The 14761-nt window shown below is 66.4% G+C and carries 10 protein-coding genes and 1 pseudogene; 3 read left to right on the top strand and 8 right to left on the bottom strand.

What is annotated here, in order from left to right; translation table 11 throughout:
• Positions 1-119: 119 nt before the first annotated feature.
• On the bottom strand, positions 120-1853 hold the full coding sequence (locus ABEA82_RS38765) for a zinc-ribbon domain-containing protein (RefSeq protein WP_425588587.1): 1734 nt from the start codon (positions 1851-1853) through the stop codon (positions 120-122).
• Between the two features lie 1080 nt (positions 1854-2933).
• On the opposite strand from ABEA82_RS38765, the gene ABEA82_RS33630 reads away from it, so the two are divergent.
• Together ABEA82_RS33630 and ABEA82_RS33635 are read left to right on the top strand one after the other, a co-directional pair.
• Positions 2934-5042, top strand: a complete 2109-nt coding sequence (locus ABEA82_RS33630) for a KAP family P-loop NTPase fold protein (RefSeq protein WP_345665527.1) — start codon at positions 2934-2936, stop codon at positions 5040-5042.
• Between the two features lie 210 nt (positions 5043-5252).
• Positions 5253-5480: a hypothetical protein gene (locus tag ABEA82_RS33635; protein WP_345665528.1), complete on the top strand. Its 228-nt coding sequence runs from the start codon at positions 5253-5255 to the stop codon at positions 5478-5480.
• Positions 5481-5552: 72 nt separating this feature from the next.
• Here the strand turns inward: ABEA82_RS33635 and ABEA82_RS33640 are convergent, their stop codons facing one another.
• The 4 genes from ABEA82_RS33640 to ABEA82_RS33655 all read right to left on the bottom strand — a co-directional run bounded on the left by ABEA82_RS33640 (position 5553) and on the right by ABEA82_RS33655 (position 9653).
• Positions 5553-6521: a coiled-coil domain-containing protein gene (locus ABEA82_RS33640; protein WP_234020483.1), complete on the bottom strand. Its 969-nt coding sequence runs from the start codon at positions 6519-6521 to the stop codon at positions 5553-5555.
• Positions 6518-7066 carry a hypothetical protein gene (locus ABEA82_RS33645; RefSeq protein WP_345665529.1) on the bottom strand — a complete coding sequence of 183 codons (549 nt, stop codon included), beginning with the start codon at positions 7064-7066 and terminating at the stop codon, positions 6518-6520. Before ABEA82_RS33645 ends, ABEA82_RS33640 begins: the two co-directional genes overlap by 4 nt.
• Positions 7067-7584: 518 nt before the next feature.
• Complete coding sequence (locus ABEA82_RS33650; protein ID WP_345665530.1) at positions 7585-8973, bottom strand: hypothetical protein; 1389 nt, start codon at positions 8971-8973, stop codon at positions 7585-7587.
• Positions 8970-9653 (bottom strand): hypothetical protein, encoded by a 684-nt coding sequence (locus ABEA82_RS33655; protein ID WP_345665531.1) that lies wholly within the window; start codon positions 9651-9653, stop codon positions 8970-8972. The genes ABEA82_RS33650 and ABEA82_RS33655 overlap by 4 nt, the downstream gene beginning before the upstream one ends.
• 601 nt (positions 9654-10254) lie before the next feature.
• Between ABEA82_RS33655 and ABEA82_RS33660 the strand changes: the two genes are divergently transcribed.
• Positions 10255-11505 (top strand): hypothetical protein, encoded by a 1251-nt coding sequence (locus tag ABEA82_RS33660; RefSeq protein WP_345665532.1) that lies wholly within the window; start codon positions 10255-10257, stop codon positions 11503-11505.
• 101 nt (positions 11506-11606) lie between these two features.
• Here ABEA82_RS33660 and dnaB read toward each other — a convergent pair.
• From dnaB to ABEA82_RS33675, 3 genes and pseudogenes are all read right to left on the bottom strand, one after another.
• Positions 11607-12917 (bottom strand): annotated as a pseudogene (gene dnaB / locus ABEA82_RS33665) (replicative DNA helicase); the annotation flags it as partial.
• A 94-nt stretch (positions 12918-13011) separates the two neighbouring features.
• Complete coding sequence (locus ABEA82_RS33670; RefSeq protein WP_005322173.1) at positions 13012-13626, bottom strand: DciA family protein; 615 nt, start codon at positions 13624-13626, stop codon at positions 13012-13014.
• Positions 13623-14186 carry a hypothetical protein gene (locus ABEA82_RS33675; RefSeq protein ID WP_345665533.1) on the bottom strand — a complete coding sequence of 188 codons (564 nt, stop codon included), beginning with the start codon at positions 14184-14186 and terminating at the stop codon, positions 13623-13625. The genes ABEA82_RS33670 and ABEA82_RS33675 overlap by 4 nt, the downstream gene beginning before the upstream one ends.
• Positions 14187-14761: the final 575 nt, after the last annotated feature.

Consider the following 14761-nt stretch of genomic DNA (forward strand, 5'->3'; position numbering starts at 1 on the left):
GATGCAGGCCGCCGATATGCCGGCATGGCGCCAGCGGCGGACAGGCCGGTGGTTCTTGACTCCCCGGCCTGCTTCGCTTCCTCATTCCCGCAGCACGATCTGCTCCGTGCCTCCACGGCCTACTTGGCGCGACCCCTTCGGCGGCGCTCCCAACAAGCTTTGCAGCCTGTACCTCTTTTCGTGCGCTGGTCGGGAGTAGTGGTCCACTTGTGGCCGCAGGCTGCGCAGCGCCAAAGACACCGTTTCCCGGAACCTGGCCCAATATCCCAAGCTGTAAGCATCGCGTCATCGATTACCTTGACCAGCTCTTTCGCGAGGTCGGGGTTGAGGTCAGCCAGCGATTGCCCTGCAGCGGGGCGCCGGCGTGCTGCGCCGCGGCGTTTCACGCTGCATGGAGGACAGCCACTCTTCCGACCTGGGATTGTGCGCGCGTTTGGAGTCGCCTCCCACTCGTGGCCACAGACCGAGCACTGCCACAAGCACTTCAGCCCGCTGCCTCGCCGGAGATCTTGCGCGGTCATCAGCGGGTCGCTGATCACCTTGACGAGTTCCGCAGCAATGTCCGGTTCGCGATCCTCGAGCGACTCGCCGGACTTCGGACGGATGATCGCTTGAGCGAGTTTCTGCCGCCCACAGTCCGGACACCCTTGTCCGCGCAGCGTCCGCTTGTCGAGCCTTGCTTCCCAGGTACGCAAACACATCTGGCACTGCCAGACGCAACGGTCTGTGCAGCCGGGCGGCATCCAGTCCACACCTCGGCCTGGGTGATCAAGATTGCACCGGAACTCGTCCGCAAGATGTGGGGCAGCGTCTCGAGCCGATGGGCTAGGAGGCGCAGCGCAGACCTCGGACCACCTCCTGGTTGCTGCGGTAAGTGCGCTTGTGATCCCATCCTGGTCAAGGTCTTTCCAAGCGATGCCTTGGGCATCGAGCGATCGCCCGATCACTCGAGCCCATGACCAGGCGTTGAGCCCTGGCGCTACTTCGACGTGCACGTAGCCGTCTACGCCTAGCACTGGAAGGCCGCGATGACGTGCTCGAAGGACGGCATGCCCATTGGCAATCAGTTGCTGCGTCTTACGGGTATCCCGATCGACGCCCTCCGAGGACGCATGGCTCCCCATCGGGTCCAACTCGATGATGAGCGGCACTTCGGGCAGCCGAAGGTCTACCTCGCGGCGTCGTCCGGTGGCAAGCGTGACTGTCTGATGAAGCTCTACGACGAGCCCGGTAGCGGCAGACAGCAGCGCTGCGACCTCGAACTCCAACCGGGAGCGGCCGTGAGTCCTGCAATCGGGGCAACCATTTCCTGCGGTCCGGTCAACAACCCGCGCGGACCACAGATGCGCGCTGTCGCACTCCCATTCGCAGAGATAGTGGCTAGCCGGACCGAGACGATCAGGACCGCGGCCCGGCATCTCGATGTTGCGGCGGAACTGGCGTGCGATGTCGGGCCGTAGCGCCTTGAGGGACTTGGCGGGAGACGGGGCCCTATTGGAAGTCCGGTGACACTCAGGGCAGCCGGTCTGGTTGGTACCCGTACGGCTACTGAGCTTAGCCGACCACGTTGAGGAGCATGCGCGACACTTCCACCGACACAGGTCGGCAACGCCGCCACTCATAGCCTCCCACGGTGTACCGGGCCGGCTCAGGTTCTCAACGAACTCGTCCGCGACAAGGTCGCGACGACACGCCAGGCACAGCGGATGCTTGGCCCTGTTCCGGGCTCCACACTGCTGGCAGCGATCGGGGTCAGGCTCTGACGCAGATGCGATACCACTGCCAGGCCCAGGAGGTGGCGGGGGCGGCACGCTTCGGGCAGCCAGGGCGTACGGCTCCCCAGTCTCCTTCATCCGCTGGCGCACGGTCTTCTTGCGGGCGTTGCCCCTGGTCACGGACCGATCTCCTTCTCGGCGTGCCCCACGCGCAGCGCCGTGATAACGGCATGACCCAACCACTCGCGAATCGGAGATCCTTGGCCAACTCCCAGACAGCGTGGGTTGAGTTCCGGAGTCGCACAGGCTGGCGAAGTCAGCCGTCAGTCACTCTAGCGTGACTGTGCGTTTCTGTCCGCAGCTTGGTGAAATGGCAGCAAGCCGCCAACTGGGGGCTGATTGATGACTTACGCCTCTGGCGGACTGGTCCCGCCCCCGCGTGGGCCAGGGGATGGCCGGTGCGGGGACTTGGCCCTCTCCCGTTACTGCTGGCCGAGCCAGGCGAGAATCAGGCCACCAATAACGGTGCCCGTCGCCTGGACTGCGACGTGGACCGCGAACTCAAGGAGTCGCTGCCGCTTGCTGGGCTTGCTGTTGTGCATGAGATGTCCCCTCTCAACTGATGAAGCTTGAGAGAGAGCCCGCCCCCAAGATACCTGCTCAGCTTGCGGGTTGAAGGCCGAGCCCCGAACCCTGTGAGACGCACCACGCGAGGGAGTAGAAGGATACGCACCAGCGCACCTCGCGATTCAATGAGATGGACGTCAGAGCGCGACCGTGCAAAGAAGGGCGGTCATAGAAAGTCCTCCCAGACGGTGCCACCGTCAGCCCAGGTCCACAGCCATTCGCGTAGTGAGGCGGTTGCATGGCGCAGGCCGCCGCGAAGGCTTGCACCAGATCCAGCCATGATGGCGGCATGCTTTGTGCCAGGTTGCGTTCGTAGGAGGCCAGCCGGCGCAATCACCGGTGACCTCACCGTCCGCACCACCCTCACCGAGGACAGGGCCAGCGCGTGCATGCCGTCCAGTACATCGGCGCCGACAAGTGGTACACCCTCACCGGCGGCACCGCCCTCATCCCCACCGGGGCCTCGCTGCCTACACCGTGACCTTCTTGGCCGCATCCGCCGTGGCCAAGGCGTCGGCGTACCCAGCCGCCGCCTCACTGTCAGAGGGCGGCGTTACGCTCGCTGGCTCTAGGACCGAAAACGGGTGGGGCATGACGGACAACGCATCGATCCACGTCGGCAGTCTTCTCAGCGGAGATGACCCGATCGATGACGCCAGCCAGGACTTGCTGCAGCGTGCGGACCTCGCTGATGTGTTCGCCGTGGAAATCCGTCGAACGTCCGCGAAGCACGGCGCAGTTGTCGCACTGACGGGGAAGTGGCGTTCGGGCAAGACGTCGCTGGCGAATCTCACCTGCAGCGCTCTGGACGCGGTCGATGACGTGCACGTCGTCCAGTTCAACCCGTGGTTCTTCTCCGGCACGGACCAGCTCATGCGGTTCTTCTTCGACGAATTGGCCGGGCAGTTGCGGGACGGGCGCCGGCTGAAGGACAAACTCAAGGACGCGGGCCGCACCGTCGCTGAGCGGCTGGGCAGGTACTCAGCCGCCCTGTCGCCACTGAAGTTCGTCCCCGGAGCCGGCGTCGTCCTGGACGGCGCAAGCGCGGTCGCCGCGGGGACGTCGAAACTCCTTGGCGAGGAACAGGGGACCATCCATGAACAACGAGCGCAGCTCACTGAGCTCCTGATCAAACTGCCAGGACGGATCGTGGTGTTCATCGATGACATTGACCGGCTGTCACAGCAGGAGATCCGAGATCTCTTCCGCCTGGTGCGTCTGACCGGCTCGTTCCCGAACATCGTCTACGTCCTGTGCTTCGACCGCGAGGTGGTGGAGGCGGCGTTGACGGATGAGGCGGTCAGAGGATCCGCGTACCTGGAGAAGATCGTGAAGATGTCGGTGGAGGTGCCGCCGCTGCCCACGCAGGCACTCTCCCCGGTCATCGCGGAAGGACTGGCACAGGCGCTCGACGGGATCGAGTCCGGGCTGTTCCATGCGTCGCGGTGGCCGGACGTGCTCGTGCAACTGATTCTCCCGATGTTCTCCACCATCCGGGATGTGAAGCGGTATCTGGCATCGGTGCCACTGGCCGTGCGAAGCCTGGGTCTGGAGGTGAATCTGGTCGACGTTCTGGCACTTGAGGCCCTTCGCGTGCGCTATCCCGCAGCGCACGCGATGCTGCCGACTGCCGCAGACCTGCTGGCGCCAGCCAAGACGATGTACCGGCCCAGCACGGACCGGGCAGCACGTGAGGAAGCGTTCGTGGAAGAGTTCACCGGCCTCTTGAACGGCCACGCCCGGACGGTCGTCCACCTGCTGTTCCCGGCCGCCGAGCGGCTTTTCGGCGGCCCGAATCACGGCTCTGACTGGATCCCGGCCTGGGAGCGGGACCGGCGGGTCGCCTGCAGCACGGTGCTGGACTTCTATCTCCATCGCAGGCTTCCGGCCGGACGGGCACCCGCTGCGGGCATCGACCAGGCCGTGGCCTGCATCGGCGACGAGAGCGCGCTCGACGAGGTACTGGGGCAGGTGCCGGATGCCCTGCTGGACGACACGCTCAAGCGTCTGGTCCCCCATTGTCGCGACCTGCCTGAGGAGAGCGTGCTGTCTACGGCTGCGGCGTTGATGCGGCAGCTGCCGCGGGTCCGGCTGGGCTCCACGGGCATGTATTCCCCCGGCGGTGAATGGGCGGTGCTGAGCCCGGTGAGTGTTCTGCTGCGCAACCTCCGCGGCGACGCGGTTGATCCCACCGTCCGCAACCTCTTTCACGGCATCCCGAGCCTGTACGGAAAGGTCCTTCTGCTCGACATCGCCGCGGGCCGTCCAGGCAAGCAGGGCTTGATTCCAGATGAATCCGCCCGGTTGCTCAGGCAGGAACTTGCCTCCCAGCTCCGCACGGCTGGGCCCGAGGACCTTGCCGACGAGCGGATGCTGCTGCGAACGGTCCTTGTGGCAGCAGCAGACGGTCCGCCTGTCCTTGAGCCGGCCTTCGATGCCCGCGTCGTCGCGCGCCTGCTGGAAAGCGGAGTGGCGCCGGTACACAGCCAGACGATGGGTAGCGTGGCCGTGCGGACCGAGAAGCAGCTCAGGTGGGACTCCCTGGTGAGCGTCTACGGCGGGGAAGCGCATCTGGCCGAGGCCGTCGCGTTGTTGCAGCAGTGCCTGCAGGAGGGGACGGTCGAGCTGAACGAGGATCTGGCGGCCGCTCTGGCTCTGTACGAGAAGTACGCGACAGGCTGGCGCCCCAAGGAGTTCTGACCACGCACCATGCTCCGCGGGCGGCTCGCGCCACGTCTTCCCCATCACCGACTGCCCGCCCACCGTGCTTCGTAGCGTTCTGGCACCAGCTCAGCAAGGCACGGCCAGTGCGGAGGCCTGCGGTCAGAAGGCCCGCACCGCGCAGTGGCGCGGTCGTGCGGTGGAACGCCAGCATCGCCTGCACCGCCAAGGACTGCCCGGGGAAGGGCCTTGCCGTATTCAGCGGCAGCAGGATCGTGGTGCTCTCAGGTCCAGACATACCAAGTCGGCAAGAGCAAGGGGCTGCTCAACCAACGCTCCGCCACAATCTTCCTGTTCGTCGCGCTGACCGGCATCGGCGCCAGCTTGTTCGCCATCCTCACCGTGAATTCCTGGCCCGTGGCCGTCACCGTCGGGGCAACCGCCGCCGGCTTGTTCGTCGAGCGAATCATGGAATGAATCTGCCTCAGCGTGCCCACAACCACCTCGGTCAGTCGCGGCACTGTGCCGCGACGGCATGCTCGCCGGGCGTTACCAGTGGCGCAGTGCCTCGGTCAGTTCCTGACGCCATTGATCTCGCCCGGGATCGTCGTCGTCTGGTTCTCCGCCCAGGGCGAGGACCTGGTCGGTGATGTTGTAGGTGATGCGGTAGGCAAGCAGGGATGTCGCTGCCTCCAGCCAGTCCTCTGTCTTGCGGGTCGGCGCAACCGGGCCGAGCACCGTCACGAACCACATGGGCAGCAGTGACCTGGCCCGGATCGCCTCCGCGATGCGATTGCGCAGTTTCTGGTACAGCTGCTTCTGAGCCTCGATGCCTTCGGTGAGGAGCTCGGCGTCGCGCACCCGCGTCTCACGGTCCCGGGCCAGCGCGGCCCGCGCACGCCGGGCGTAGGGGGCACGGTGGCTTGCCGTTCGAGCGTACTGGTCAGCCTGGTGTCGGGCCGTGGTGAAGGCCTGGCTGGCCTGCTCGTGCTGGGGTGTGCCGAACGCTGTGCTGGCCAGGGTTTCGGCAGCAGTCAGGACTGCCGCGTACTGCTCGTTGCGCTGCTCGACGGCCTCTTGGTGGGAGCGGATGGAGGAGGAATTGCTGTCCCGCTCAACGTGTGTGAGAAGCATGGTGCGGGCTGCGCGGGCTTTGCCGGCGAGTACGCCAAGGGCGCGCCACGAAGCGGGAAACGAGTCGAAGTCGGCGCGGGGCATCTTGTCCGCGGCCGCCAGGTTCGCCTCCATCAGCTGGATGCGCGCGGTCAGCTTCTTCAGGGCCCGGCCGGTGTCGGCGATGTGTCCGCGGGCTTCGGTGTCCAGGTCCTCGAGGTTGCTGCGGACTTCGTCGGCCTTGTCGTCGGCGTCGCTCACCGCGCTGCGGATGCTGCGGAGTTCGTGTTCGAGGTCGTCGATGTAGCCGAAGCTTGTCTTCAGTGACTCCAGGTCGTTTTCCAGGTCCTCGATGCGGCTGTCCAAGCTCCGTATCTTGTAGCTGTAGTCGTCGCTCAGGCTCACCTGGACTGTCCCTTCTTGACCGCGTCGCCCGATCCTTCGCTGACGGTGACGGCGAGGACGAGCCACCCGATGATGGCGAGGATCACGAACCACAGTGAGATCACGCTCAAGGTAATGAGCGCGACCAGCAAGCACTCCAGGTGCAGGCCGATGGTCAAGTGCCGGTAGAAGCGGTGGTTCTTGTCCGTGACCTTCTGGAAGGAGAGGGACAGTGTGGCGATGCAGTGGGGTACCAGCACCACCAGCCACCAAGCCGAGTGCCCCAGGGCGAAGGTGAGCACGATCAGCGCGAGCGCGACAGCGGTCTGCCCCAGCCACGAGATCCGCACGATGCGCTCGCTCAGCTGCCGCTCGGGCTCAGCAAGCTTGGCGGGGATGGTCTTTTCGAATGCCAGGAGCTCGTCGGCCGCCTGGAGCAGCCGGGCGTACTCGGCACCGAAGTTCTCATCCCCTGCCTCATACCGGGCCGTCTCACCATGACGGGCGAGAAGCCTTTGCTGCAGTTGCCGGTACTCGGCTTCTATCTCATGCCGTACCTTGCTCACTGCTCCGTCCCCCTGACCACGGACCGACGTCTGACGTCCAAGGCCTTCCCACGGGCAGTACGCCACAGCCCGAAATTGATCGACGGTATCCAGCCGTATTTTCGAGGTCCGTTCCAGTCAGGACAAAGTGGGTGCCCCGGCCCGGCATCACACTCACCATCCTGAACTGAGTTCAGGACAGTCGCCAGCCGCAACTTCTTCTCACTGGTCATCACTCTCATGCTCCCGTTGTGCCGTTCCTTCCTTGTAGAGCAGACGGCAAGGCAAAACGTCCAAGGCGAGTGCGCCGGCGTCCCACCGCTTCGTCGCCGACGCAAAGCTACGGTTAACGGCGCTGCGCTTCTCGCGATCGCCCACACTGGGACTGCCGCCTCGGATGGTCCCCGCAGACGCAACTCCGCCCGCATGACCGGCCTTTGGATGCGTGCTGCAGGGTGTCTTCGGGCGGACGACCTGCGAACTCCGCGCTCAAGCCCCGGCTCAGGGTCTCACGGCGCCCGGCGTGGAGGCGCTGTGCCCTACCGGCGGAAGCCTCGCCCGGGATCGCGGACGCTGTGGCTGCCGAAGGGCTCGAACCAGGCGGCCGCCCTGAGGTCGCCCACACCCATGGACTGGTTCGCTAGGTCCTCCGGGTCTGCGATACCGCCGAGTTTCGGGTCGAAGAGCATCAGGACGTCGTGGTCCTGGAACAGCAGATCGGAACAGTCGTCCCAGCTGTAGTCGTCGCCGTGTTCGGGGAGCGTGTGGTGGGGATCCGTGGGTGGGCGATCTTCCAGGTGGGTGGGGGCGTCCTCGATGGCCAGGTGCAGGGCCATCTCCTCCGCAGTGCAGGTGGGTTCGGGCCACTTGCCCCGGGCGAGGTCTGCGGCCAGGTCGTCGAAGGCGCGCGCCATGCGCCGCCGCCATCGGTGGTCGGCCGTCCAGGTGAGCGGAGGCAGCCGGTCGAAGACTTCCCAGGTGGTGGCGTCGGCGTCCGGCAGGAACTGGTCCCCCAGGCGGTGTGCGTCGTCGTAGGCCTGGTCTGCGAGGAGAACGAGGGCTGTGTGGAGCAGGTCGGCGGTGCGGGGGGTGAGCTGCCAGCCGCACTCCTCGCAGTCGGGGTCCTCGCCCTTGCAGGGGCAGTCCCGAACGGCGAAGAGGGCGGCGAAGTTCGGCGTCTGCTCACCGGCTGCGGGCCTTTTGCGCTGCTGGCGCAGGCGCCAGCCGTGGACGAACCGGGTGACGACGGGCGCTGCGCTCCAGTCGGCCAGTTCGTCGCCGTCTTCGACGCTCAGCACCTCTGCCGCGCTTTGGTCTTCCAGCGTCTGGCTGCCAGTGACGTCGCTGTCCTCGGTGAGGGTGATCACGGCGCCGGCCAGGTCGCGTGGGTCGTCGTCGCCGAGTTCGGACGCCGGCAGCGGTTCCCAGCCGCGGCGGGCAGCGGCGTGAAGGAGCGCGTCTTCGTCGGTGATGTGGAACTCGCGCAGGTGGGTGATCCGCACGACCTTCCCCGGCAGGTCCTTGAGCCGCGGATGGCCTGCCGCTGCGGGCGCTGCCGAGGAATCCGGTTCGTCGTCGAACGGCTCCGAGTCCGGGTCCGTCGCCGTGAGCAAGGTGCCGGGTTCTGCGGGCCAGGTCCCGCTCGCGGCTCGCGTGACGGCCTGGCGCAGGGAGCCGGCCGGTGCATCCGGCATCTGGGCCGTCAGAGCGGTCAGTTCGTCATCGACGGCTGCGGCGTCACGCAGCGCCAGGACCCGGCGCAGAATGCCTGTCGCCTCGAAGGCGTGCTCAGGGTTTTTGCAGGTCAGAACGGCGGTCAGAGAACTGGGCCCGTGGTCGTGCGCCAGCAGGGCCAGCACGCGGCTCTTCCTGGAGGTGTGTTCGCACAGGAACTCGATGGCCCGGGCCACGGTCGGCGATGACGTCATCGCGGGACTCCAAAAGAGGAAGAGCGCGGGGCACACCGGACGGGCGGCGCACGCGCACAGACAGGAACCCGCTGGTGGACACGGTGCGGCCGCGTCCCCGGACGGTGAAAGAGGCAAGTTGGGGTGCCAGTTGGTGTCCTCGCTACGAACGAAGACCCGGACTCGGCTGACACAGACACTACCCGCGCCTGGCGGCGCGTACCCCGGACATCTACAAAAGAGCGGGATCTGCCGGGCACCGCCACCGCCACGCCAAAGGTCTGTCGCAAGCGGAAGAGCGGCACGCTGCGGTAGGAGATCGTGCAGCGTCTGTAACGACGGCGCGATGGGACCGTGCTGAGCAGTCCACGGGCGGCGAGTGTGACGCGGCGCAGCTCGTCGGCGAACCGGTTGGCCACCTCAGCGTTCCAGGCGGCCGTTTCCTCATCCTGGTCGGGCAGGAGGCGCGCGAGCGTCGTGCACGGCGTCACGCGGTTGCGTCGGGTCAGGTCGACGTATTCGTCCTGGCTCTCCGCGATGACAGTGATCACGCGCCGGAAGCGGTCCTCGTGTTGCTGCTTGATGCGCGTCAGGTCAGCGACGGTGTGGAGGGTACGGCCGTTCTTGCCGTCCACTTGTTCGTGGTGCGTGGGGCAGAGGATCAGCAGGTTGTCGAAGTCCGCGCGCTCCTTATTGGTCATAGAGGAGTCCAACCGTGCGGACCCCTTCTTGGCACCGCGGATGTGTGCGATCTCGCCTACCCAGTCGTCATTCTCGTTGAGCAGCCGCGTTCCGCAGCCAGGCTAGGCGCATTCGTTCCCGCTCAGTAGCCATAGCTCTCGGGAAACTTCTGTTCCTGGTGCCAGCCGCTTGGGTGCCTCTGGTTTGTCTACCTGCTTGGGTTGGGGGGGGCGAGCCCGCGTCGTCGATCTGGTGGCCATGGTTCCTCTCGTTCGCGGTGTGCTGCTGTAGGTTCTCAACTTCAGTGTCAGGCGCCGACCCTGTGACCTGGATATTTCCCTTGAGTCTCACGATGTGTCGGCAGGCGGCTGTCTCAGATCGGTGTCATTTCCTCAGGCTGGCCAGCAGGCTGCAACGCGGCCCGGCGTCACGAACCTGCATCGGCAACCATCCGTTCCACCCACTCACACACCTTCGTTGCACACGAACGTCCCGAGCGTCGTCGCCGACAAGGGCCTGCGGGACTACGGACGGGTTGATCAGCCCATAATTGGAGTCAGTGCCGAGCGACCCGGCGCATCGCACCCGCCCCGGGTGCACTCACCGCGATCGGAGAGCATCGTGAAGAACAGCGCGTTGTGGCGAGTGGTTGACAACGAGAGTGGTACCCAGTCCATCGTCAGCACGCCCTCCGAGGCGGTCGCGTTCGTCAACAGCCGGTTCGACACCGATGACGACGACGAGCCGTTCAGCATCACCAAGGTCGGCCCTCTCCTTCCGAAGCCGCTCGGGGTCATCACCGCATGGGCAGCCAAGAAGGACGGCGAGCGAACCGACGGGCGTCCTGCCCCGATCACCATCAGGCCGGTTGTGACGGACAACGCCAGCGAGTGCGATGACGTCGTACTCTGGGGCGACGTGTACGTCTCCTGGCACCACGACATGTACACCGTCGAGGAGCCGGACAGCTCCGAGTACAGCGAGGCTTACAGCGCCGCCGAGTTGAGCGCGATCCTCGACGAGTACGCCGACGACTACGAGTACGCGCCTGAAGGGCCTGAAGGGCCCGACAGCCACAGGTGGCCGAAACCGGAAGAGTTGATCACCTACGGCGCCCAGGAGTGTGCCAAGCGGTTCGGGCACCTCGACGACGACGCCCTGCTGTGGCTCGCTGCCACCCGCATCACGCTCGCCGTGTGGCGCAACACACCCGTCGAGAACTGGCATGCCGGGAAGAGTCCGCTGCACGACGGCACAATGATGCGGATCAACACGGCAACCACCCGACTCGTGCGCTCGATGCTGTCGTTCGACCATGTCGACTGGATCGGTCTCGGTCTCGCGATCGTCAACCCGTCCCGGGTTCTACCGACCGGGCAGTCTGTGCTCGAGCTCGGGCTGGCCTGCCACAACCCTGACGACCCGGCACACGAGGTTGATCCGCGCGTAGAACTCGCGGGGATGGCACAGGTCGCGATCTCATGGGGGCGAAGGTACTGCCTTACCGAGAAGGAGTTCGGCCTGCGAACCCTGATCGAATCCTTCTGCGCGTCCGACAACGGCTGGTTCGGAGCACCGAGTTGGGGGCGCATCGTCGATCGGTTCCTTACGGCTGTCGACGACCGGGAGAATGCGCACTGGCGCATACACCGGGACAAGCCTTGGTTCGACAAGTGGTTCACCAACCGGCCGGCCGACATTGCGGACACCACGGAATTTCGTCGGCTGCTCCTTGCCGGGCCCGACCTGCTGTCCGAGGAGGCCGCCGAATGGTGCGTGGAAGGTGCCATCGGCTACGTCTGCCAGGACGACCACGCAAACGGCTGCCCCCGGTGCGGTATCCCGCTGGCAACGGAGTCCTCAAACGAGTGACGGCAGTGGCCAGCGATTCTCAATCCGTGTCAGTTCGGCCAGTCACATGACGTCGCGACTGAGAAAATGACACGGGATCTGAGAACCTACAGCTGCAGGGGTTAGGTCTGGGCCATGTCGACGAAGCGGGAGTAGTGGCCCTGGAAGGCGACGGTGATGGTCGCGGTGGGTCCGTGGCGGTGTTTGGCCACGATGAAGTCGGCCTCGCCGGCGCGGGGGGAGTCCTTCTCGTAGGCGTCCTCGCGGTGCAGGAGGATGACGAGGTCGGCGTTGTCCTCGAGGGCGCCGGAGTCCCGCAGGTCGTTGATCATGGGTTTCTTGTCGGTGCGCTGCTCTGGGCTGCGGTTGAGGGTGGAGATCGCGACGATCGGCAGGCGGAGTTCCTTGGCGAGGAGTTTCAGGCAGCGGGCGATCTCGGAGATTTCCTCGTAGCGGGAGCCGAGCGGTCTGGTGCCGTAGGTGAGCAAGTGGACGGCGTCGACGACGATGAGCTGAACGCCTGCCCGGGCCTGCAGGTAGCGGCAGTGGGCGCGCAGGTCGTGGACGTTGGAGTAGGCGCCGTCCTGGATGTAGATCGGGGCGGCGCTGACGTCGGGCATCCGTCGGTCGAGGCGGGTCCAGTCCTCGTCGGTCATGGTGCCGGAGCGCATGTGGTGCAGCGCGACGCGGGCTTCGGCGGACAGCAGCCGCATGCCGATCTCGTTGCGGTCGGCTTCGAGGGAGAACACGGCGCTGGGCAGGTTGTGCTTGATGCTGGCGCAGCGGACGAAGTCGAGGGCGAGGGTGGACTTGCCCATGGCGGGCCGGGCGGCGATGACGGTGAGCTGGCCGGGGTGGAGTCCGCCGGTGAGGGAGTCCAGGTCGGTGAAGCCGGTGGGCACGCCGGGCAGGGTTGCGTCGCGGCCGCCGGTTGCCTCGATCCAGTCGAGGGTGTCCTCCATGACGTCGCCGAGCGGGCTGGCCGGCGGTAGCAGGGGGCGCCGGGTGGTGGCGGCGAAGATCTCGGCTTGCGCCTGGTCGGCGATGCGGTCCACGGCGTCCAGGTCGGCATCGGAGGCCAGGTTCTCGATGTGGATCGCGGCGATCTTGGTTCGGCGCAGCATGGCCGCGTTCTGTACGCGGTCGGCATTGGTCTGCCAGCTCCGAGCAGAGGAAGGCCCGTTGACGAGGGCGGTGATGTAGGCGGAGCCGCCGGCCTTCTCCAGGCTGCCCTGCTGGGTGAGGCGGGCGGCTACGGCGAGCGGGTCGGTGGTCTCGCCCCGCCCGTACAGGTCGAGGATCGTCGTGTAGATCAGATCGTGGGCGGGCCGGTAGAAGTCGTGCCCGTGGAGGGTGTCGACAATGTCGGCGATCGCATCCTTGGACAGCAGCATCGCCCTCAGCACTCCCTTCTCCGCTTCAAGATCGTGCGGATGGTGCAGTGCGGCGTCGTTGTCGTCGATGGTCACCCCGGTTCCCTCTCCCCCATGTCCGTTTCCCAGGTCCCGCTGGCCGCAGCACGCGGCATCAGGTCAGAGTAGCCACGCTCGGGTCTGCATGATCACCGTTTCGGCCTGCCCACCGGAGGAGGGGTTGGTCTGCTTCGCACGGGAGTTGACGGGCCTGTCGGTTCAGAGCCGCCTCGATGGCGGGGTCGGGCGGCGCAGTTGTCGGCTCCGGTCGTGGTGTACGTAAGCTGTCCGGCATCGGGGGCAGCAAAGGAACCTGGGAGGGGTTTTCCTTCACCAGACGGATATGGCGCACCGTGCCCGCACCGAGCACGTCATTGAGCCCTTGCACCAGCCGGTCCGCCACGAGCCGTGTGTTGGTCAGCCAGGCAGCCGAGGGGCCGGCCAGGGTGAGCGTCCCGGTCTCGGAGTCGAAGTCGGTGGGGACCACGTGCTGGGCCAGGGGGCCGGCCACCGAATGCCAGGCTGGCAGCGGCGAGGCCTCGGACACGGCGAACAGGTCAAGCAGGACTCGCGCGAGAAGGACCGGCGGGGTCCGTCCCCGCACGCGTTGCCGGCGGACGGCGGGGGCGCGCTCGGTGAAGCGGCCCCGCCGGGCGTCCTCGCGAGCCCGGCGCAGGGCCAGTGCCGCCAGATCGACGCGTGCCTCGCTGCCCGGGTGCTGGTCGTTCAAAGTTCGACCTGGCGGAGCGCCGGGGTACCCCAGACCCGGACGACGCTGTGGTCGGTGAAGGCGTACACCAGCCGATAGGCCGGCGCTGCCTGCGGACCCTGGTACAGCCGGCTCAGGTACTGCTCGGCTTCGGGCTCGCTGTGGCGGGGAGTGCCGCACATCTGCCAGGCCAGCCCGTTCCACATCTCGGGGACCCAGCGCTTCCTCGGCTGCGGCTGGTCCTCACGGATCCTGTGGCTCGAGGGCACGCGTGCCGACGCCTCATCGTCCTCCCCGCCGGCGGAGCGCGGATTCGGTACGCGCGTCCCCGATCGCCGGCGGGTCTCGCACAGCAGACACAGGTCCGCGGCGTCCGGGTCGACGGGGCCGCCCGGGTGCTCGGGACAGCGGGTGGTCGGCTTGGAGGTGCTGACCGCGTCGTCCAGCAGGGCCAGGGCCCGCTCGAGGTCCTGGCGGATCTCCTGAGTGTTGGTGTCGGCGTCGTGGTCTTCGAGTCGCTGCCCGTGCTCTCCGGCGACGCGAAGGGACCGTCCCAGGGCGATGAACTGGGCATGGTTCATGCGGTTCTCCTTCATGCGACACCGAGACGGCAGGGGCTTGCCGGCCGCGGTCCTACGGCTGCTGAACCGGCCTGGACGGCGAAACGCACGGGAAGGCCCCCAAGATCTCCTTCATCATGCCGGGCTGACAGCCAGGCGACCGGACCGGCCAAGGCGGGCACCGTAACCCTGGCAGCGTGCACGACCAGGACCGCCATGGCCAGCAAACTCGCTGCGCTCCCTTACGGCCCACCACCTCCGACCAGCACAAACCCCGCACCTGCTATAGCAGTCGGCGTGAGAATGACCTGGCCTTTCGTCACCCATGTCAGCAACAGGTGAGCACCATCCATCAGTGCCAACTACCAGGTCACCGAGGCTGCATCACTGACATTTAGATGACGATGCCCAGCTGACACTTCCCCGCTGACTTTCACTGTGCCTTGGGGTGATCGCGTATCAGAGTGTTTCTCCGCTGGAGCAGCTCGTTGGCGAACTCGGCCTCGGCTGCGGGGGCCGGCGTGATCTCCTCTCACAGCACCTGGCATGCAAGCCCGCGTCCGGGGCGGTTCACCGAGCTGATCTCGGCTTTTGCC

This window comes from Streptomyces venetus (assembly GCF_039540295.1).
GTDB classification, from domain to species: domain Bacteria; phylum Actinomycetota; class Actinomycetes; order Streptomycetales; family Streptomycetaceae; genus Streptomyces; species Streptomyces venetus.

Bases quoted from the DNA above. Each gene is read 5' to 3' on its own strand.
- ABEA82_RS33655 (WP_345665531.1), bottom strand. From the start codon at position 9,653: ATGACCAATAAGGAGCGCGCGGACTTCGACAACCTGCTGATCCTCTGC.
- ABEA82_RS33675 (WP_345665533.1), bottom strand. From the start codon at position 14,186: ATGAACCATGCCCAGTTCATCGCCCTGGGACGGTCCCTTCGCGTCGCC.
- ABEA82_RS33650 (WP_345665530.1), bottom strand. From the start codon at position 8,973: ATGACGTCATCGCCGACCGTGGCCCGGGCCATCGAGTTCCTGTGCGAA.
- ABEA82_RS38765 (WP_425588587.1), bottom strand. From the start codon at position 1,853: ATGAAGGAGACTGGGGAGCCGTACGCCCTGGCTGCCCGAAGCGTGCCG.
- ABEA82_RS33630 (WP_345665527.1), top strand. From the start codon at position 2,934: ATGACGGACAACGCATCGATCCACGTCGGCAGTCTTCTCAGCGGAGAT.